General features: G+C 66.8%; 18 protein-coding genes. 3 read left to right on the plus strand and 15 right to left on the minus strand.

Annotation, left to right across the window (positions count from 1 at the left end; genetic code table 11):
* Window positions 1-10: 10 nt before the first annotated feature.
* Both AAD496_RS13190 and AAD496_RS13195 read left to right on the plus strand, forming a co-directional pair.
* Window positions 11-538, plus strand: coding sequence for a PIN domain-containing protein (locus tag AAD496_RS13190; protein ID WP_349829274.1), 528 nt, complete (start codon window positions 11-13; stop codon window positions 536-538).
* A gap of 311 nt (window positions 539-849) precedes the next feature.
* Window positions 850-1941 carry a Fic family protein gene (locus AAD496_RS13195; protein WP_349829275.1) on the plus strand — a complete coding sequence of 364 codons (1092 nt, stop codon included), beginning with the start codon at window positions 850-852 and terminating at the stop codon, window positions 1939-1941.
* Window positions 1942-1970: 29 nt separating this feature from the next.
* On the opposite strand, the gene AAD496_RS13200 is transcribed toward AAD496_RS13195, so the two are convergent.
* From AAD496_RS13200 to AAD496_RS13225, 6 genes are all read right to left on the minus strand, one after another.
* A complete protein-coding gene (locus AAD496_RS13200) occupies window positions 1971-2426 on the minus strand; it encodes an RrF2 family transcriptional regulator (RefSeq protein WP_349829276.1) in 456 nt (151 codons plus the stop codon).
* A gap of 456 nt (window positions 2427-2882) precedes the next feature.
* Complete coding sequence (locus AAD496_RS13205; protein WP_349829278.1) at window positions 2883-3086, minus strand: hypothetical protein; 204 nt, start codon at window positions 3084-3086, stop codon at window positions 2883-2885.
* Complete coding sequence (locus AAD496_RS13210) at window positions 3079-3396, minus strand: hypothetical protein (protein ID WP_349829279.1); 318 nt, start codon at window positions 3394-3396, stop codon at window positions 3079-3081. The genes AAD496_RS13205 and AAD496_RS13210 overlap by 8 nt, the downstream gene beginning before the upstream one ends.
* Entirely contained in the window at window positions 3383-4624 is a 1242-nt protein-coding gene (locus AAD496_RS13215) for a hypothetical protein (protein WP_349829281.1), read from the minus strand. Before AAD496_RS13215 ends, AAD496_RS13210 begins: the two co-directional genes overlap by 14 nt.
* Before the next feature lie 25 nt (window positions 4625-4649).
* Window positions 4650-6158 carry a hypothetical protein gene (locus AAD496_RS13220; RefSeq protein ID WP_349829282.1) on the minus strand — a complete coding sequence of 503 codons (1509 nt, stop codon included), beginning with the start codon at window positions 6156-6158 and terminating at the stop codon, window positions 4650-4652.
* Between the two features lie 473 nt (window positions 6159-6631).
* The gene (locus tag AAD496_RS13225; protein WP_349829283.1) at window positions 6632-7210 is read right to left on the minus strand and encodes a polymer-forming cytoskeletal protein; all 579 of its coding nucleotides are present in this window, start codon (window positions 7208-7210) and stop codon (window positions 6632-6634) included.
* Between the two features lie 393 nt (window positions 7211-7603).
* On the opposite strand from AAD496_RS13225, the gene AAD496_RS13230 reads away from it, so the two are divergent.
* On the plus strand, window positions 7604-9103 hold the full coding sequence (locus AAD496_RS13230) for an RAD23 family protein (protein WP_349829284.1): 1500 nt from the start codon (window positions 7604-7606) through the stop codon (window positions 9101-9103).
* Window positions 9104-9120: 17 nt separating this feature from the next.
* Here the strand turns inward: AAD496_RS13230 and AAD496_RS13235 are convergent, their stop codons facing one another.
* The 9 genes from AAD496_RS13235 to AAD496_RS13275 all read right to left on the minus strand — a co-directional run bounded on the left by AAD496_RS13235 (window position 9121) and on the right by AAD496_RS13275 (window position 20356).
* Window positions 9121-10884: a hypothetical protein gene (locus AAD496_RS13235; protein WP_349829285.1), complete on the minus strand. Its 1764-nt coding sequence runs from the start codon at window positions 10882-10884 to the stop codon at window positions 9121-9123.
* Between the two features lie 56 nt (window positions 10885-10940).
* Window positions 10941-12380, minus strand: coding sequence for a phosphomannomutase/phosphoglucomutase (locus AAD496_RS13240; protein WP_349829286.1), 1440 nt, complete (start codon window positions 12378-12380; stop codon window positions 10941-10943).
* A 31-nt stretch (window positions 12381-12411) separates the two neighbouring features.
* Window positions 12412-13542: a mannose-1-phosphate guanylyltransferase gene (locus tag AAD496_RS13245; RefSeq protein WP_349829287.1), complete on the minus strand. Its 1131-nt coding sequence runs from the start codon at window positions 13540-13542 to the stop codon at window positions 12412-12414.
* An 81-nt stretch (window positions 13543-13623) separates the two neighbouring features.
* Window positions 13624-14526, minus strand: a complete 903-nt coding sequence (locus AAD496_RS13250; RefSeq protein WP_349829288.1) for a hypothetical protein — start codon at window positions 14524-14526, stop codon at window positions 13624-13626.
* 164 nt (window positions 14527-14690) lie between these two features.
* Window positions 14691-15686, minus strand: a complete 996-nt coding sequence (locus tag AAD496_RS13255) for a hypothetical protein (protein ID WP_349829289.1) — start codon at window positions 15684-15686, stop codon at window positions 14691-14693.
* Window positions 15687-16069: 383 nt separating this feature from the next.
* The gene (locus AAD496_RS13260) at window positions 16070-16699 is read right to left on the minus strand and encodes a sulfotransferase family 2 domain-containing protein (protein ID WP_349829290.1); all 630 of its coding nucleotides are present in this window, start codon (window positions 16697-16699) and stop codon (window positions 16070-16072) included.
* On the minus strand, window positions 16699-18012 hold the full coding sequence (locus AAD496_RS13265) for a UDP-glucose dehydrogenase family protein (RefSeq protein WP_349829291.1): 1314 nt from the start codon (window positions 18010-18012) through the stop codon (window positions 16699-16701). Before AAD496_RS13265 ends, AAD496_RS13260 begins: the two co-directional genes overlap by 1 nt.
* On the minus strand, window positions 18009-18578 hold the full coding sequence (locus tag AAD496_RS13270; RefSeq protein ID WP_349829292.1) for a hypothetical protein: 570 nt from the start codon (window positions 18576-18578) through the stop codon (window positions 18009-18011). The genes AAD496_RS13265 and AAD496_RS13270 overlap by 4 nt, the downstream gene beginning before the upstream one ends.
* Complete coding sequence (locus tag AAD496_RS13275) at window positions 18575-20356, minus strand: glycosyltransferase family 2 protein (protein WP_349829304.1); 1782 nt, start codon at window positions 20354-20356, stop codon at window positions 18575-18577. The genes AAD496_RS13270 and AAD496_RS13275 overlap by 4 nt, the downstream gene beginning before the upstream one ends.
* Between the last annotated feature and the right edge of the window lie 3 nt (window positions 20357-20359).

The raw sequence follows: 20359 nt of genomic DNA on the forward strand, positions 1-20359 counted from the left end.
GACCACTTGGGTGATCGACACGAGCGTGTTCACGCATATCGCCCGCGCAGAACATCTCGATACACTCCGAGACCTGGCACCCGGCGAGATCGTCGTCATTCCGACCGACGTGCACGACGAGATCCAACGTGGTCGAGAGCTCCACACCGGTATTCCTGACCCGTCCGCCCTTCCCTGGTTGACTCTCACCGCGCTCTCCGACGAGGAAGTCCTTACACAACTCCAGGTGAAAGCCGAGCTCGGGGGCAGCTCACTCAAGAACTTGGGGGAGTGCGCCGTAATCGCCTGCGCCGAACACCGTGGTCTCACCGCACTCTTGGACGACCGCCAGGCCATTGCGCAGGCGAAGGTTCATGGCGTTCCTCACCACGACACGCTGTGGCTCGTCATCGAGGCCTACGCGACGACCTTCGACCACGATCGGACGGCCGCCGAACAGATGGTCGATGACCTGCTCGCCACCGACATGTACCTCCCGGTCGATTCCGGGGAGAGCTTGTTCGCCTGGGCGTACACCGAAGGTCTACTGCCCAGGTAGAGGGGAGTCCGCCGCTCCCACCAGACCACAGGGACCCCGGACCCCGCTCCCGAGGCGCCCCTCCCTCCCCATCACCCGCGCACTCTCCGTCCGCAAAAGCGACCACGTCGTGAGATGCTGGATCCGACGTGAGATGTCGTGTGCGCACACGACATCTCACACCGAACCCGACATCTCACCTCGGCCCGGAGCCACCCCTCCGGCACCACCCCAACCCCGGACATGTAAAAGTTCTTGACACGTCTGCGCGACGTGTAAAGATTCCGCCAGATTTTTTACACGTCGATCACGCACCCTCGTATTCTTGATCCATGACCTGGGATCCGGACACGCCGTACGACGACCTCCCCGAGCTCCCTCCTGTGGCCGAGTTCGAGACCAAGGAAGTCCTCCGCGCCACCGCCAACGCCCGAGCCGCGTTGGCCGCACTCGACCAGGCGTCCCGCCGGATCCCCAATCCGGAAGTGCTCATCAACTCGATCTCCCTCCTCGAGGCACAGGCGAGCTCCGAGATCGAGAACATCGTCACCACCACCGACGACCTCTTCCGTTACGCCCACGACGGCGGCGGTTCTGCCAGCTCGGACACCAAGGAGACGCTGCGGTACCGCACCGCGCTGTTCGCCGGCATCGAATCGATCCGGACCCGTCCGGTCTCGACCAACACAGCCATCGAGGTCTGTTCCGAGATCCGCGCGGTCCACGCGTCGCTCCGGTCGATGCCGGGCACGTACATCGGTAATCCCACCACCGACTCACGCATCTACACCCCTCCGGAAAACCTGACGAGGATCCGGGCACTGCTGCGCAATTGGGAATCCTTCGTCCACGAGTCCGCAGGGATCGATCCGCTGATCGTCATGGCGATCGCGCACTACCAGTTCGAAGCGATCCACCCCTTCGCCGACGGTAACGGCCGAACCGGGCGCATCCTCAACGTCCTGCTTCTCGTCGCCGAGGGACTGCTCGTACACCCGGTGCTCTACCTCTCGCGCTACATCATCGAGAGGAAGGTGGACTACTACCGGAAGCTCCAGGCGGTGACCGCTGAACAGGCATGGGAGGACTGGATCCTCTTCATGCTGGACGGTGTCCGAGCATCCGCCGATTCGACCATGCGCACCATCGACGCCATCGAATCCTGCCGGGAGTCCGTCCGCGCCGTCATCCGCGACGATTCGCGTCTCGGGACCGACGCGGACCTCATCGACCTCCTCTTCGAGAACCCCTACTGCCGGATCAATGACGTCCGCGAACGCTGCGGCGTCTCCCGCCCCACCGCCACGAAACGACTGCGGGCGCTGGTCCACGCCGGGGTTCTGACAGAACACCGCACCGGCCGCACCGCAGCCTTCCGCAACGAGGCCTTCCACACGCTCCTTCAGGACACTTCAGTCCGCTGATCCCGCTCCCGAGGCGCCCCCACCCACCCTCACGGGTTCTCCCAGGCCCCTTCGCTGTCCGCCAACCGCGCCACGGACGCCGGCAGCTCCTCGTTGACCACGTCGGCCAGGCTCGTCTCGTCGAGCACCGACCGCACGGCCGCCCGCAACGCCACCCACACGTCCAGCAGGGGCCCCGCTGTCCCCGGGTACTCCAGCTCCGAGGGCCGCGAGTCCCGCACGAACACCAGCGGCCCCTCGACCGCCCGCACCACGTCCGCCACGGACACGTCCTCGGGTTCCTTCGCCAACTGGTAGCCGCCGTTCCCGCCGCGCCGACTCGTGACGATCCCGGTCCGCCGCAGGTCGTTGAGAATCCCTTCGAGGAATCGGTGCGGCACTTCCTGCACCTCGGCCAACTCCTTGGCCTTCGCGGGCTCCCCGGGGTGGGAGGCGAGTTCGACGGCGGCTCGGACGGCGTAATCGGCGCGGGCGGAGATCTTCACACCCCCATTCTCCCGTTTCCCACCGGGAATCCGGGAATGCCCCGCCACGATCCGGACACCTCAGGCCCTCCCGCACTCCCTCGCCGCCGAGGCGCCCCATCCTCCCCACACCCCGAACCCCGGGCTCACGGCACCCACCGGAGCCCTCACCCCGCACAGCCGGCCCGCACAACCCAGGGCGAGGCGGGACTACGAGCAAGACGTCGATTCACAGGACATGAGCTTCGCAGTCACGCACGACGACGAGACATCTGCCCCGTCGAACGACACCAAGCTCGCAGTCGCCCCTGGCCCGTCCGCCAACGCGGAATCCCGAACCAGTGCGGAAACGCAAGAAGCGGGCCCTCACCCTGACTAAGGAAGGGACCCGCATCCTGCTGACTGTATTGGTTCGCAAGGTCATCGAGTGGCTGCTCGAAGATCCTGCTAGCTGATCGATGTCAGCCAGGCCGGTCGTCAGAGTGACCGCTCCGGCGGCCGGTACTGCTCGACCAGGAGGACCCGACCCCGGTGGACGGCGACCACCACGGCACCCGGTCGCCCGCCGGCGCTCCGCACGCGGTAGTACTCGTGGTCGACGGCGGTGTCCTGCTCGACCGCGAGCTCGAATCCCTCTGCCCGCCACACCGGTTCCGACTGTTCGCCGTGACGCTCACCCATGGCCCGCTCCTGAGATCCGGATCGTCGACGTCATCGCTCCACCCCGTGACCGGACCAGGCCTCCGACGACGCCGTAGGGGAACGCGGCGAAGAACGCGAGAACGGGCCACAGGATCACGAACAGGATGTGGTTCGGCAACCAGGGCGTGTCCTTGAGACCGAGCACCACGGCCAGGCCGAACAGGACCGCGAACCTGATCCACGCGCCCTGCACCCGTTCTCCCCAGGTCCGGACCTCCGCCCGAGCATCGTTGACCAGGAGCGCCACGTCGAACCAGTCGCGCGGTGTCGGGTGTTCATCGACGTTCACCGCACGGACGATCGGGTGTGTCCGGAGTTTCCGGTAGTCGTCGTGGTCGATCTCGCGCATCGCGTCGACCGTCGATCCCTCGACCCGCAGTTCGCCGCGTGCACCTGCCCGCCGCCGTGACCGGCCTGCGAGCACCCGCTGCCACAGGCCCCGGACGCTCCTTGCGCAGGCCCCACGCGCGCTCGGCCGCGGCTTCATCCGCGTCGGTCTCCGGCGCGGTGTCCTGGTCGTCGTCGCCGTCCCGCCGGACGGTGTTCCAGAAGGCGATCCGAGAGCAGCCCCCGGCCTCCTGGAGAGCGTCCTCGTAGAGCAGGGACCACCACTTCAGAGCCATCCGCCCGTCACGCGGGTCGAGTCGGTGCACGTCGGTCCCGGCGGAGTTCTCATCCGCGCCATGGGCACCCCGCACCCGCTCTGCCACCCACCCGAGCACGGTGCCCCGGCGATTCGCGGTCCCGCGGTGGGACGGGTCCAGGGACCAGGTCCGGAGGTCTTCGACGACCGCAGTGGCCCGCGGTCCCAGATTCTTCATCCGTCCACGCGTCCAGAAGGATTCGTCCATCTCCGGCAGGTCGGGCCACCACGCGGCATCGACCGCACCGGTTCGGATCTCTTCGGCCCATGCCGCCCGGGCTGCCTCGATGTCGGCCGATGCGGAGTCGAAGGCGGAGGCGTACGGCCACATCGGATCGTCGCTGTCCCAGCCGTGGAGCCGTGCCGCAGGGCCGTAGAGCAGGTCGAAGTCCGCATACTGCGCCCCGTCGAGGACCCGTGCCACAGGCCCGGACCTCGTGTCGTCGCCTCGGAGTTCCACACGTTTCGCCACGGCGAACACCGCGGACGAGGCGAACCCCGGCCGCTGCACCTGACCGAGTTGGTGATCCACCGTCCTGTCGTCCCCGGGCCCCACACCCGCGCGGTCCGCGTCCGCGGGCGTCATCCCATCGGGCGGCTGCACGGCGATGGACAACGGCAAACGGCCTCTCCCGGACAACCCGAGGAACCGCCGCAGGCCCTCGGGCCCCAGTGCGAGGAAGCAGATCCCGTCGAGCACCTGGTTCCGGTCGACGACCACACGGTCGCCGACCAGGAGCGCGGTCCGTACCATCGCCACGAACCGCGCGAGCGCAGGCGTCGGGCCGTAGGTCAGCCATGCTCGCATCTGTTCGACGGAGTCGAGGTCGACGACGGCGACCTTCGAGAGGGTTCCGGTACCGATTCGTGCCAACAGGCCATCATCGCACCGACACGCCTCACTCCCGCTCGAACACGATCGTCGTCGCGGTCGCCGCCGCCAGGTCGATCACCAGTTCTCCGTCGACGTTCGACACGACCCCACTCTCGTGAGAAGAGTCGGTCCCGCTGCTTCCCCCCGCCGTGGAACCTTCCGACGCCGAGGCGCCCTTCAGCCACCCGAAGTCCGTGTACTCGGTCTCCTCCACCGCCTCGATCGACGGCCCGGCGACCTGGGCCGCCTCCTGCGCTACGTACCCTTCGGGGACGTCGATCGTCGTGCGGCTCCCGCCCGCTTCCTCCGAGTCGTTCATGTTCACGACTGTGACGGTGAGTGCGTCGTCCGGTACCCGGTCGGCACCCCGGACCGCATAGGCGTACATCCCGCCGAAGCCCGTCATCTGAGGCGTCGCGTTCTCCGCCGCTGCGTGTTCCGCCCCGTCCCACACGGACGTCTCGAGGAACTCCCCACCGACACTCGCTGCCGCCAATCGCAGCGCGTGATGATTCACCCGGCCCTCGACGGAATCGGACTCGTCCGAACAGACCACCGACATGTCGGCACCGGATTCGCAGGAGCCGAGCATCGAATGCATGCCCAGTCGAGACACGCCCATCTCCGCTGCGTGCAGGACGTAGTCGACGGTCCACAAGGCAGTCGCATGTGTCCGGGATGCAGCAGTGTCCCCGATACAGGAGGTCGACCCGCTCTCCTCCACCCACAGGGGCAGGTCAGCGTCCTCCGCCTTGCCGAGTCCGACGCCCAGCAGATTAGTCGCCGCGTCGTGCACGACGGGGTCGACCAGGTTCTCCGGCTCCGGTCCACGTCCGGGAATCTCGGTGGCCTCACAGTCGTAGGTCGCGTACCAGTGTTGGGTGAGCGCGACCGTCCCCGGCAGGTCCGCGTCCAGGAACGCATCCATCCAGGCACCGTCGAACGCTCCGGGGCCGACGATCGGGACATCGTCCTCGGGTTCGACCGCGGCCTCGATCGCCTCGACGTAGTCCGTCACCTGCGTGACGTACTTCGACTCGTCCCAGGAATCGTCACGGATCCGCAGTCCCTCGCGGTGGTCCTCGGTGTAGCCGTTCGGCTCGTTCCCGATCGAGAGACCGATCAGTCGGTCTCCGAATGCCTCGACGGCGTGTGCGGCCATGTCCGCACCACGTTCCGGATCGAAATCGCCCAGCGGGATCCCAAGTGTCACCTCGGAGCCCAGGTCCTCGGCCATCCGTGCGACCCGCTCCAGGTCGTCTGGGGTGACGACGGTGTACGAGGTGTCCGGGGCTTCTTCGCCCTCGGACGTCCAGAACACCCTCCGGTCCAGGGCGTTACCACCGAACCGGAGGCCCGGCGATCCCAGCTCGCCCAGGACCTCGTCGAGGTCACCGGCTTCCGGGTCCCACCGTGGATCGGCGAGATCGGTCGCCTCGAACGACAGTCCGACGAGGGACGGTTCCATCACCTCCGGATCGTCGGCTTCCGACGCCTCGGGGGTAACTGCCGAGGCGTCGGAGGCCACCGTCACGTCGACAGGTTCTCCATCGGTCGGAGCACCGTGGAAGTCCTGGGTGAAGGGTCCATCCGCGGCGGTCGCTGCGTCGCTGGACGCCGCCGAGGTCGGGGTGCTCTCCGAGGGGTCGTCAACCGTGCATCCGGACACCGTCAGAGCAAGGATCGCGAATGCCGCGGGAGCTACGGACCGATGGGGTGACGAACGATGCATGGGCCTCCTCGGGGCAGGTCCGGATGCCGTGGAACGGTCCGGAGCAACGGCGGGCACGAGAGGTGCGGGCGGACGGTCACCTCGATGCACGATCCTAGAGTCCCCTCCACCGGTGCCGCCTCCGCGCCACCTCTCGAACCGACAGGCAGAACCCCGCCGCCGAGGCGCCCTGCACTCGCCATGACGAGCGCAGTACACCGCGACGGCGGGGTTCTACAGGGATGCGCCGACAGGTGGCCGAGGGGTGGCTTCTACCCTGAAGCCGGATCGCGGATTCAGCGTCGGATCAGCCGACCGCTACCCCACTCGCGGATGTCGCCCTCGACACGGGCGCCCGAGTACCGGTACACATGGCCAGCGTGACGCTCGATGGCGTCGCCGTCGATCCGGGCCCGGTGGTAGAGGTACATGTGGCCACTGTCGTACTCCTCGACATTCCCGTCGACCGTGGCGCTGATGAGCACGTTGCCAACGCTGCGCTCGTCGATGTTGCCGTCGACGTCCGCGTTGTCCTTCACGTTGACGTTGCCCCTGTAGTGCTCCTCGATGTTTCCGGCCACGTAGCCGTAGCCGCGAACGACCACACTTCCGCTCCCGTATTCTTCGATGTTGCCTTCGACCTTGCCTCGACGTTCGACGATGACGTTGCCGCTGCCAACCTGTTTGACATTGCCTTTGACGACACCACGGATGACGACGTTGCCATTACGGACGGTGAGGTCGTCGTCGATCGTCCGGCCTGCGGGGACGGTGTAATTGCCGGTGCGGTTCACATCGGCGTGAGCGATGGCGGGTGTGAGTGAGAGGGCGAGCGCGGCGACTGCGACGCCTGCGAGCGCGGTACGGATCTTCATGATGACTCCTCGGTTCCTGTGCGGTACCCGTGTCCGATGGAGCGGTTCTCCTACGGCCCACTTGGTCGGGTGGAGCAGGGGGCGGGTCACCTGACGGATCCGGTGGGCCCCTGGCAGAAATGTCGCACAGGACTCGTGAGGCGCCCCTGGCAGACCTCTCATCCGTCTCATGAAGCCTGATCAGGCACCGATTCAGCGACGCAGAATTCACATGGATTCCCACGTCCCGTGTCCTACTCGAGCCGCGGTCCGCGTTCCTCCACTGCAGGCAGATTGATCACGACTACGTATCGATCACTCCCCGAGTCTCGTGACCCATCTGTCGCCCAGGTAAGCTCCGTCCAGCCACTCTCTTCTCGTACAAGGACCGGAATGCTCGTTCGCAGACTCGTCGTGTCCACCACTATCGCTCTCCTCCTCGCAGGAGTCCTCGCAACGACGCCTCAGCCGGCCGAGGCAACCACGGCGGGCCAGTCGTTCGACGGGACCTACGTGGGCACGACGTCCCAGGGCTTCCCGTTCTCGCTCACGGTGGCGGATGGGCTCGTAACCTGGATCGACACGCGAGCCGATGTGACGTGCGACTTCCGGCCCGACACGACGTACCGAGCGATCATCTCGACGAGCGCGTCGGAAAATGGCAGCGGTAACACAGCTGTCGCGACTGACGGCACTTTCACCGTAGGTCTTTTCGGAGAGTTCACGCTGCACGGCCGTGTTTCCGACGACGGGGCCTTGAGTGCCGACCCTGACTCCTCGTTGTCGATCACGAACGAACAGGGGACGTGCACTTCGGGAGACCTTCAGGTGACTGCCGAGCTGTCGGAGGAGCCACAGGAATCCGCGACGCAGGATCCGACGTTCGTGCCCGCCGACGGCACCTATGTCGGAGAAACCTCGGCCGGCGAACCGGTAGAGATCACGGTGACCGACGGGGTCGCCGACCTCTATGCAACGGTCGATCGGTATTGCCCGGGTTCCGACTATGAACGTCGAGGTGCAGCCAGTGTCGACGGCGCCACGCTGACCGTGAACGACGACGGATCGCTGTCCGCAACCCCCGGTGGTCTCACCGTCGACTATCCGACGCCAGGCCCGCCGTTCTCCGGCTTCTCGTCCTGGTGTCTGAGCGAGGTCGTCGAATTCACGGCCGAGCGCCAGTCGGGAACACCGGCACCACCGGAAGAGGGGGTGACCCCCGCGTTCGACGGCGACTATGACGTCCCGGAATACACGTTCTCATTCGTGGCCGTCGACGACTTCTCCGTACAGAACGGCGTCCTGACCGTCGCCGAGATGAGCATCGAGTCCTATTGCGGTCTCCAGGGACCGGTCGGAGGACAGGACATCGCACCGTCGGATTTCGACGCCGCGATCGTGTCGGACGACGGCTATTTCGAAACACGATCCAGGTTCGAGTACTCCACTTACGTGGGTGACGTCCTCGTCACCGGCAGGTTCGCGAACACCGAGGACGGAACCCCGGTTGTCACATTCGACTCCTCGTGGACCTTCGCGAACATCATGTGTTCCGGTTCCGAGGAAGTCACGCTGGCATCCGTTGCCGCTTCCGGTGTCGCTCCGACCGCGGCTCCGACTCCGACCGATACGGCCGAGCCGGACATCCCCACCACCGCCTCGTCGACGGCGGCCCCCGCGAATACGCCGAGCGTCTCTGAGAGTGCTCCGTCCGAGGCCACCACGGCCCCTGCGGAAGGCCATGCGTCCACAACGACGTCGTCGGGTGGTGCTCCGGAGGACTCGAGTGATGACGTGGCGTCACTTCCGGACACCGGGTCAACTGTCCGCCCGATCATCATCACCGGCGTGTTCCTTGTGCTCATCGGAGTTGGGGCGTTGGTTTCCGCCTTCTACCGCCGAGCTCGGCGCTGACGAGGTCGAGTCCCCACTCACCCCGCCGTCGACACCGGCTTCGGCTTCGGTTTCCCGTCACCTGTCGGGGTGAAGACGAAGGCCGTCGCCGTGCCGGCCGCCAGGTTCGCCACGAGCTTCCCGTCCTCGACGGCCACAATTCCGGAACCCTTCCGGCCGGCTTCGACCGTGATGAGGTTCTGGTAGGTGGTCTTCTCGACCGCGTCGTTCGCCGGCCCGGCCACCTGTGCAGCGCGGACTGCGGTGAACCCCTTGGGTACCTCGATCCGTACGCGTTTCCCGCCGGTCTCGGTCAGGTCGCCCGTGTTCACGAGCGTCACGGTGTAACTGTTGCCCTTCTTCACGGCATACGCCCGGATGGTGCCGCCACCTGCCACACCCCCGTCCCGGACGTCCACCTCGGACATCCGACCGCCCACGCTCAAGGACGCCAGGTGCAGACCGTGGTAGTTGACGCTCGGAAGGACTTCTCCGGATCCTCCCCACGCGCCGGACTCCTCCGTCCGGCCCCCGACCGAACACACGACGGACATAGCGGTACCCCCCTCGCAGGGTCCGAGCATCGAATGCATGTTCATCCGCTCCACACCCATCTCCGTCGCGTGGAGCACGTAGTCGACCGTCCAGAGCGCTGTCGCGTGGGTCCTCGACGAGGCGGTGTCGCCCACGCAACTCGTCGACCCGGTCTCCTCCACCCACAACGGCAGACCGGCGGCGTCGGCCTTCTCCTTCCCGATCCCCAACTGGTTCGCGGCAGAGCGGTGCACCAGGTCGGACAGCAGGTTCTCCGGTTCCGGGCCCCGCCCGGGGACCTCGGAGGAATCGCAGTCGTAGGTCGCGTACCAGTGCTGCGTCAGCGCGGTCGTCCCGGGAAGATCGGCATCGAGGAACGCCGACATCCACGTCCCGTCGTAGGCACCCGGGCCGATGATCGGGACCTCCCCGTCGACCTTCTTCTCGATCGCGTCGACGTACGCACGCAACTGCCGTTGATAGGCCCCCGTGTCCCACCAGTCCCCGCGGATCTGCAGACCCTCGCGTTCGTCCGCGGTGAACCCGTTCGGTTCGTTGCCGATCGACACCCCGACCAGTCGATTCCCGATCGCGTCGACCGCGTGTGCCACCATGTCCGCGCCACGTTCCGGGTCGTTCATCCCCAGCGGGATCCCGAGCGTTACGTCTGAACCGACTCTCCTGGCCATCGCACCGATGCGACGCAGGTCCTCTGGCGTGATGACGGTGTCGTACCCGTCAGGGGCGTTCTCCCCGGAGGACGTCCAGAACACCCGCCGATCGAGCGAGTTCCCTCCGAACCGCAGCCCCGGCGATCCCAGCGCCAGGAGCATCTCGTCCAGGTTTCCCTGATCGGGTCCCCACCGATGGTCGGTGATGTCCTCCGACTCGAAGGACAGTCCCACCATGTCGCGTTCCATGACGGGGCCGGAACCGTCCCCTGCCGGTTCCACCTTCACCACGGCCGGAGTCGAGTCGACGTCCTTCTGCCCGAAGTCCTGCATGAAGTACGGCGCCACCCGCGAGGCGGAACCCCGGAAAGTGCTCTCCGATCCATTCCCCGCTCCCGAGGCGCCCTCCCCCGGTGCGCCTGTCGCGGACGGACCCTGCCCCTCCGTCGGAGTAGAGCTCGACGGATCGGTCGTACGGGTGCTGTCGCCGTCCCCGCTCGTGCACCCGGCCACGAGTCCCAGGCAGAGCACACCCGCGAGAACCGCACGCAGACCATGCCGCGGACGCGACGGACGCACTCGTGTCGGCAGGGTCACGGGTCTCCTCTCGGCCGGCTACGGGTGTCCGGCAATCATTGGGACAGCGGAAGGTGTCAGGTCCGGTCGATGATCTCGAGCACTCGGTCACGGACCTCGGCCATGGTCGCATCATCGATTGCTTCGACATTGAGTCGCAGCAAGGGTTCTGTATTCGAGGATCGCAGGTTGAACCACCACCCGCGAGTGCCCTCGCCCCAGCTCGACACCGTCACTCCGTCGAACCGTTCGACGTCGACAGGACCGGACTCCTGGAAATGCTCGACGACCGCGGCCACGACGGTCGGTGCGTCAGGAACCCGCCGATTGATCTCTCCGGACGCCACGTACGGCGAGTACCGTGCCGCCAACTCGCTCAGTGGGCGTTCCTGTCCTCCCAATTCCGCCATGACGTGGAGAGCCGCGAGCATCCCGGAATCGGCGAACCAGAAGTCCCGGAAGTAGTAGTGCGCGGAGTGCTCCCCCCCGAACACCGCGTCCTCGTCGGCCATGACCGGTTTGATGTACGAGTGCCCCACCCGTGTTCGCACGGTGCGTGCACCGGCGGTCTCCAGTGCGGCGGGCACCGCCCGTGAGGTCAGGTGGTTGACGATGATCGCCGGTGTCGGCCTTCCCGCGGCCTTCTCCGAACGGATCTCGCGCATGCCCACGAGTGCGGTGATCGCCGACGGTGACACGACGGCTCCGGACTCGTCGACGACGAAGCAGCGGTCCGCGTCGCCGTCGAACGCGAGTCCCAGATCCGCCTCGTGCTCCCGGACGGCGTTCTGCAGGTCGACCAGGTTCTTGGGATCGAGTGGGTTGGCCTCGTGGAACGGGAACGACCCGTCGAGCTCGAAGTACAACGGCACGATGTCCAAGGGCAGTGCCGACAATCCGGCGGCATCGCCGAGTACTCGCGGCACGGTGTGTCCGGCCATCCCCGATCCTGCGTCGACGACGACCTTCAACCGCCGGATCCCGCTCAGATCCACGAGCGTGCGCAGGCACTGGGCGTATTCCGGCATGAGGTCGACCGCGTGCAGCTCGCCGTGACGTTCCACGGACGTCGCGCGGGTACCGACCCCGTCCGTGAGGATCTGCTCGGCGGCAGCACGGATTTCCGCGAGCCCGGTCTCGGACCCCACTGGCCGAGCACCGGGACGGCACAGTTTGATGCCGTTGTACTCGGCGGGATTGTGCGAGGCGGTGAACATCGCCCCATGCGCCTGTCGGGACCCGGATGCGAAGTACAGGCCGTCGGTGCTCGTGAGTCCCATGTCCAGGACATCGACCCCGCAGTCGCGCAGGCCGGCGGCGAACGCAGCGACGAGCATGGGGCCGGTCGCGCGCATGTCGCGTCCGACGACCACGCTCGGGTGGTCATCGCCGGTGTGGTCGGGGAGGACGACGCACTGGGCGAAAGCGGTGCCGATCGCGCGGGCCACCGCCTCCGAGAACGGGTCGGGGACGACCCCGCGCACGTCGTAGGCCTTGATGAGAGTCGTGAAGTCCATGGCTATCGACCAAGACTACGGGGTCGGACGCTCACAGGACCTCAGTGTGGCCGTCCTTGCCCAACCGTTCGACCAGGTTCTTCACCTGCTGGGCCCGGGACCGGGTGGTGACCATGAGCGCGCCGGGGGTGTCGACGACGACCAGGTCGTTGACACCCAGGAGTGTGATGAGGCGTTTGCCGCTCGGGAACACGACATTGCCACCGGTGTCCATCCGGACCACCTGCTCCTCGTTGCCGACCACCTTGTCGCCGGTCTCGCCCACGGCGCTCAGCAGACCTGCCAGCGAGTTGAAGTCGCCCACGTCGTCCCATCCGAAGGTGCCGGGGACCACCGCGACTCCCCCGGCCTCTGCCACGGGTTCGGCCACGGCGTGGTCGATGGCGATCTTCTGCAGGCCGGGCCAGGTCTCGGCGAGCACGGAGTCCTTCTCGGCGGTGTCCCAGACCTGCGCGATCCGATCGAGTCCGGCTGCCAGTTCCGGACACTGCTCAGCCAGGTGGTCGAGGAGAACGCCCGTGCGGCTCACGAAGATGCCGGCATTCCACCGGTACTCCCCGGTCGCCAGATAGGACTGTGCGGTCGCCGCGTCGGGCTTTTCGGTGAACGCCACCGCGTGGAGTGCATTCGGGGCACCCTCGACGCCCAGGTGACCGTTCGACCGGATGTACCCGAAAGCCGTCGACGGACGGGAGGCCGCGATCCCGATGGTCGCGATGTATCCGGCACGGGCGACGGCCACGGACTCGTGAACGGCCTGCTCGAATGCACGGGTCCCGGTGATGATCTGGTCCGCGGCGAAGGATCCGATGACCACATCGCCGTGGCGCTTCTGCAGCACTGCAGCGGCCAGACCGATCGCGGCCATCGACTCTTTGGGTGAGGGTTCGGCCAACACCATGTCCGCAGTGACGTCCGGAACCTGTTCCCGGACGGCCGCGACGTGATGGTCCCCGGTGACGACGGCGATCCCGGCGGCGCCCGCCAGGGGTTCGAGTCGGTCGACGGTCGCCTGTAGAAGCGTCCTGCCGGAGCCGGTGAGGTCATGGAGGAACTTGGGCGTGTCCGCGCGGGACACCGGCCACAGCCGTGATCCGATCCCGCCGGCGGGCACGACGGCATAGAAGTCCGGGATCGAACCCACGTGAACGCTGGAAGCCATGAACCGACGGTATCCTGCCGGGCGCGCAGACCGTGGGAAGCGGGCCCACCGCCGGCTGTGATCACAGTCGCGGACCACGCATCACGGTCGTGAAGCGACCAGATCAGCAGCGCGTTTGATCCCCACGAGCGAACTCTCGAACGCGAACCGGCTGCGTCCGCTCGCCAGTCCGAGGTTGGTGAACCGCGAGAAGTACTTCACCTCGGCCGCCGCGCGCACCTGCACCTCGTCCACGTCCGGAATGAACTGTCGGATCACGGCGGTGTACTCCCGGAACATGTCATCGACGGCACCATGCCCGGCCTTGCGCACGCGCAGGTGCCGGAGAACCGTGTGGAGTTCCGCTCCCGCCGGAGAGGCGTCCGCGATGCCCAGGTCGGCGAGGACCGTGGTCTCGCCGCGGTGGACCACGTTGTGGAAGTGGAGGTCGTTGTGTGTGACGACCACCGGAGCCCCGTCCAGGAACGACCGCACGCGGGTCCAGTTGTCCAGGCTCCCGTCCCATCGTCCACGCAAACCACGTGCAGCCTGGTCCGACACCCGGAAGGTGGACGCGATCTCGTCGATCTCAGGGGTACGGACCGGCGGCCAGGACGCGGAGACCTGGCAGTCCGCCACACGATTACGCCCGTTGAATTCGGCCACGGCACGGACGGTGTCGAGCAGACGGTCGTCGAAGGTCCGCTCCCGCTGCCGGAGATCACCCGCGAACTCCTCGAAGTACGGGAACTCCAGGGTCGTCTCCGCCCCACCGTCACGGATCCGGGTGGGCGCGACGACCGTGTACCTGTCCCCCTCCCGGACGAGATCGGAACCGGTACCCCGGGTCCAGAACGCATGCTCCGCACTGGTCGATTTCACGACCTTCTCGACGTGGTCGCGGCGCGTTCCGTCCAGGGCCACGGTGGTCACCTTGAGTACCTCGACACTGCCGGAGCCGCTGGGCAGGAGCCCGCGGAACGGCTTGGGGACTCGGGTGGACATGTGGTGGCACCGATCTCTCTATCACCGTGCACACCGGGGAGCGCACGAAGTTTCGACCGATGCTATGCGTGGGAAATCAGGAGAACGATGAGTGCCTTCTCATCCGGTTCTCATGAACCACTGTGCCCCAGCAAGCGCAGTGCCCCATGAACCGTGTTGCTTCTTCAACCGCGGGAGGCGACCGGCGCCGGCTGGGCCAAGCGCTCCCACCGCACGGATCCTCCCAGTAGGGTGACCAGGCGTTCGATACCGCGGATGGTCGGCATCACTCCACGCACCGCGGAGTCGGGTTCCACATCGCGAGGCTGCACGAGCGGACGGTCCTCCGCAGGGAAGCTCGGGTTCGTGAGGACCGTCGCGACATCGTCCACTTCGTGCTGCAGTGCCGCTTCCAATCGGAGAGGATGACGTGAGTCGTGTGGCTCGAACTTGTGCCCGGGTCGGAAGAAGCGATAGGCCCGCCCGTCCCACACGAACACCCGTGGTGTGTAACCGCGGTTCGACATCGCCCTGATGAATCCGGCTTCCAGACGAATTCCCTCCCCGCCTTCCCGCGCACTGTTCTTGTTCGCTCGCGAGATCCAGATGAGCTCCTGCCCCGTGGCACTCCGCGGTCGGGTCTTCGAGAACTCGTCCGTCACCGACACCCCGTCACCCAGCCGCACGAGCCCGCGCTTCACGTACGCCTCGACGGTCTGCACCCACCCGCTCGACCCGGTGATCAGTGTCGGTCGCGGAAATTCCAAGACCGGCACGGTGTGTTCCCTCTCCACGGCATCGAGGTGTTCGCGCACGGGCACATCCGGGGCGTCGAAGATACGCGTCAACAGGTCGTATCCGACGTCGGTCGGGTGTAACTGGGAGTCCTTGCCCAACAAGCGGGCGAGTGGGTGGGTAACCACGTCGCCGAGGGGGATCACGGACTCCCCGAATTCGTCTTCGACCTCGGCGAGGTTCCAGATCGGGTGTCGGTAGCCCTCGGGGCCCACATACCGCCCGGCGTCCTGGTTGGTCCACTCACGAACGGCGAGACTCCAGAACAGGAACCGACCCTCCGGGTTCGCCTGCCTGACCTCATGGAGTTTGGTCATCGCCCGGCGGAACATCTCCCGGTCGTTGTCCTCGTTGATCAAGTGTTTACGAATCGCAGAATGCGCCATCGGGTGCTCCGGTTCTTCCAGCACCCTGTTGCCGATACGGAAGTCCGGCACCAGGAATATGCACTCTTTGGCACCTCGCATGAACGCCCTGTTGTGGAACAACCGGTGATACAAGTTCACTCCGCCGGCGGCCACGAACCGGATCTTCCGTCGTGGACCAGGGATGAGACCGAGCTCGATCGCCCTCTTGTAGTGGACGGCGTGGGAAGGGCCGGCGATCACGAGCTCACGGGCGGAGGGACTGGGCGGCACAGGAGGGATCTCCACTTCGGACCGGGGGTGGGCACAGGCCCTCCAGATCCTACTAAACCCGTCCCTCCGGCCGAGGCGCACCCACGACGGTGCCCCTCACACCGTCACGGCCCCGTCAGTAACCGAACTGGTCAGTAACCGAACTGGGCGAAGTCCGATGCATAAAGGGTCCGGAGCCTGCGCTCCAGGCCCGCGGAGATCTCCACCGCCGCACTCGACGATCCCACCGACTCCCGTGTCGAGGAGTTCTCGTGCGGCACTGCGGTCGGCAATCCCAGCTCGTACCGGTCGTTGAGATCCCGGAGTCCCGCCTCCAGCCCGTCCTCGTAGCGGAAGACCTCGGCACCGGGGACGTAGAACTCGGATTGCGGGCGCAGGTGGTTGTCCGCGGCGAACGGGTTCTCCCGGTAGTTCCGGAACTTCTCGTTCGCCCAGCGGTCGACGGCCGCGCTCGACGGATCGAACGACTTCCGCGAGTTGAAGGCGTATTCCGACCGGAACCGGTCGATCGGTTCGCGGACGAACATGAAGACCACGTCGAAAGCACGGAGCCGGAAGGTCTGGTCGAGGAGTTCCGCGTGCATGTGCTGCGGCGAGCACCGCCGGAGATGATTGATCTTCGCCCGGACGTTGAGCGGCTCCCGTCGCAGGAAACTCACGTCGTAGCCGGCCGTCTCGAACAGGTTCTCGATCGAGGACCCGCCTGTCTTGGGCACGTGAATGAACAGGGCGTGGAAGTCACCCTTGCTGAAGACCGGCATCAGGGGCGGCCCAGCGCCTTGACGACCCAACCGGCCTCGCGCCAGGTGTCCAGGTCGAGGACGTTGCGGCCGTCGAGGATCCGCGGTTCGGACACCTTCGCGGCCCAATCACGGGGGTCCGCTTCCCGGTAGGCCTTCCACTCGGTGAGCAGGACCAGGAGGTCCGCGCCCTCGATTGCAGCGGTCGCCTGCGGTTCGTAGGTGAGTTCGGGGAATCGCTTCTGCGCGTTTTCGCACGCCTCCGGGTCAGTCACGGTGACGACTGCCCCTTGGAGCTGCAACTGCTGGGCGACGGACAGTGCAGGAGAATCCCGCACATCGTCGGAGTCCGGCTTGAATGCCGCACCGAGCACCGTGATCTTCTTCCCCAGGAGGGTCCCATCGAGGACTTGGCGGGCGACCTCGACCGCCCGGTTCCGGCGCCGCATGTTGATGCTGTCGACCTCGCGAAGGAACGTGAGGGCCTCGTCCGCACCGAGCTCGCCGGCCCGGGCCATGAATGCCCGGATGTCCTTCGGCAGGCACCCGCCGCCGAATCCGACACCGGCATTGAGGAACTTCCGCCCGATCCGGTCGTCCAGGCCGATCGCGTCCGCCAGTTCCTTGACGTCCGCGCCGGTGGCTTCGCAGATCTCGGAGATCGCGTTGATGAAACTGATCTTCGTCGCGAGGAACGAGTTCGCGGAGGTCTTCACCAGTTCGGCGGTCGCGTATCCCATGACGAGACGCGGGGTGCCTGTCGCCAGGATCTCGGCATACACCTCGTCGAGCATCCGGGTGGCCATTTCCCCGGCTTCACCATCCGGGACGCCGTACACCAGACGGTCCGGCGCCAACGTGTCCTGCACGGCATGCCCCTCGCGCAGGAACTCCGGGTTCCAGGCCACATGGGCCTCCGGCTGCACGTCCTGCAGGCGATCGGCCAGGTCGGCTGCCGTGCCCACCGGGACCGTCGACTTCCCCACGAGGATCGATCCGGGCTTCATCACACGCGCCACGTCGGCGAAGGCGGCGTGCACGTAGCGCAGATCGGCGGCGTACTCCCCCTTCTTCTGCGGAGTACCGACGCACAGGAAGTGCACGTCGGCATCCGCCGCTGCGGAATAGTCGGTCGTGAAGGCGAGTGTTCCGGACCGCTGGGCGTCCGCCAGGAGCTCGGTCAGACCGGGCTCGAAGAACGGCGCCCGCGCATCCTGCAGTGCGTCGATCTTCTGCTCGTCGACGTCGATGCCGACCACCTCGTGGCCGAGCTTGGCCATCGCCGCCGCATGGACGGCCCCCAGGTACCCACATCCGATGACCGAAATCTTCACGGTTCCCTCTGTTCCTCCATGAGCTCGTTGTCCACGAGTTCGAACGAGAGTCCCACTGCCGCCAGCAAGGACTCGATTGCGCGTCGTTCTGCGACGTCGGGGACGCCACCGCTGGTGGGGCCCGCGTCGACCACCACCGTACCGGTGGCGAATGTCTGCCCGGACAACAGTGCCGCTGCCACATGAGGGCGAAGTGAGAACTCTCTCCGGGCGAATTCAGAGAACACCCGGGCGTTCGACTCCGGGGGTTCCGCGACCCCCACCGTCCGCCGGGAGTCGTGCGGGAACGCCGTGGGTGTCAGGCTCACCGGATACGGGCGGACACGCACGGGGTGGGCATCGGCCTCGATCGCTTCGGCCAGTTCGACACGGATCCTGCACGGGAGGACGAACGCCCCGCTCGTGTACCGCCCGAAGACCAGGTACGCAGCCACGGCGAGGACATCCGCCGAGGCGCGCTCCCCTCCCGACACCCGGAACGTCTGCGCCGGCGGCCAGCCGTCGTAGTCCTCCGGCTCGGCACGGAGCACGAGGTCTCCCTCGTCGTGCTGATACTCGATCTTCATCTCGAGTTCCTCTCCACGACCATGAGCACACGCCGCCCGTCCACCTCAGCCGCTGTACCGGACGCCACTTCGCCGCCGTCGTGGACCGGCACCAGTTCGACCGTCTGCTTGACGCCCTGGTGGCGATAAGCAGCACGAATGGCCGAGCCAGACCCGGCTCGGAGGGACATGAGGCGACGTCGCACGGCCCGGACGGCCGACTCCGCGGGCACCTCCGCGATGAGCACCCGTTCCACCGAATCATCCCCGTCCAGGACCACCCGCGCCGCGATCACCGGCCACTCGGCCGGCGGCACGTGCCGGTGCGGTGCTGCGCAATTGACCGACCAGGCCATACCGGCGTCCTGCAACCGCACCAGGTCCGTCACCGTCACGCCGTGCAGCACCGTGATCTCGTGGTGCGTCGACCGTCCGAGTCGGATCGAAGCCGTGGACCACGTGGCGTCCAACCCCAATCCGCGGACGGCTGCCGGGAGACTGTCGACCTGGACCTCGTGCAATCCCGGACCTCCCACACGCAGGAGCGGGACCAGGTGCCCCGCGGCCAGTGGATACCTGACCACGGAGAACGACGCCGACTCCAGTGCTTCGACCACTGATCCCAGGTCCCCGATCACGGTCCGGTCGGGACCGGTGAGCACCACGCGGAGTGCCTCCGATCTGACCACCAGGAACTCTCCGTGGTCCGCGGGATCCGATAGGGCCGACCGACCGTCCTCCGAACCAGCGGTGCCGCCAGCGCCGACGGTGCCGAGTACCGCCGCAGTCGCGCCGTCGAACCGTTCGAGGACTGCTGCGACCTCACCGGGGGGAATCGTCGAACCGGCCGGGGCCACCAGGGTGAAGACACTCGGGATCCCGCTGGCCGCCCACTCCAGGAGGGCCTCCGGGGAGACCAGCTCCGAGCGGTCGATCTCGACGGCCTGCAGTTCCAGGCATGCACGGGAGTGCGCCGCGAGGTACCGGTCCCCGGCAGTCCCGTCACCGATGACGACGGCAGCCGTCAGCAACGGCGGCGCATCGGGCAGGCGATGCCTCCACACCTGCGGGTTCCTCGCCCAGGTGGCGTCGTGGTCCGCGAATCGGGTGTTGCGATCGATCGCGGTCCGTGTCTCCGGGGTGACCTCGGCACCACCGGTCGCCGGAGCGTGCCACACGTGGTACATCCGTACCTCAGGATCCGTGATCCACACGGTGCGGAATCCAGCGCGTTGTGCCCGTCGGGCGAAATCGATGTCCTCCCGCCCGTAGGTGTGCATCCGCTCGTCGAATCCGCGGATCCGCCCGAATCCCTCACGACTGATCGCCATCATCCCGCCCATGCCCCAGCGAGGGCGCAGCGTGCTGGTCCGCTCCAGGTCGACCCAATCGATCGGTGACCTCAGTAGATCCTCGGGCGTCGGGCCGGCAGGTAGATCGCGGCACTGGAGGAACAGAGCCGCGGGTTCACTGGCTCTCCACCAGGTGTGGATCTCGTGCATCGCACGGGGGGAGAACACCATGTCGGCATCCGTGCTCACGAGCAGGTCTCCGCGTGACGCGGCAAAGCCTGCGTTGAGCGCCCGGGAACGGGACCAGACCGGTGCGTCCGCACTCTCCACCCGTACCAGCTGGGCACCCGTTCGTGTCGCCACCTCGGACACGGGGCCCGGATCGTCCGATCCGTAGTCGACCACGATGACCTCGCCGTCGAGGTCGCCGAACGACCGGTCGACGGACCTGACGCACAGTTCCAAGCGCGTGAGGTCCCAGTTGCGGAAGCCGATGACCACGGACATGTC

Source organism: Brevibacterium litoralis, assembly GCF_040212315.1.
Taxonomy (GTDB): domain Bacteria; phylum Actinomycetota; class Actinomycetes; order Actinomycetales; family Brevibacteriaceae; genus Brevibacterium; species Brevibacterium litoralis.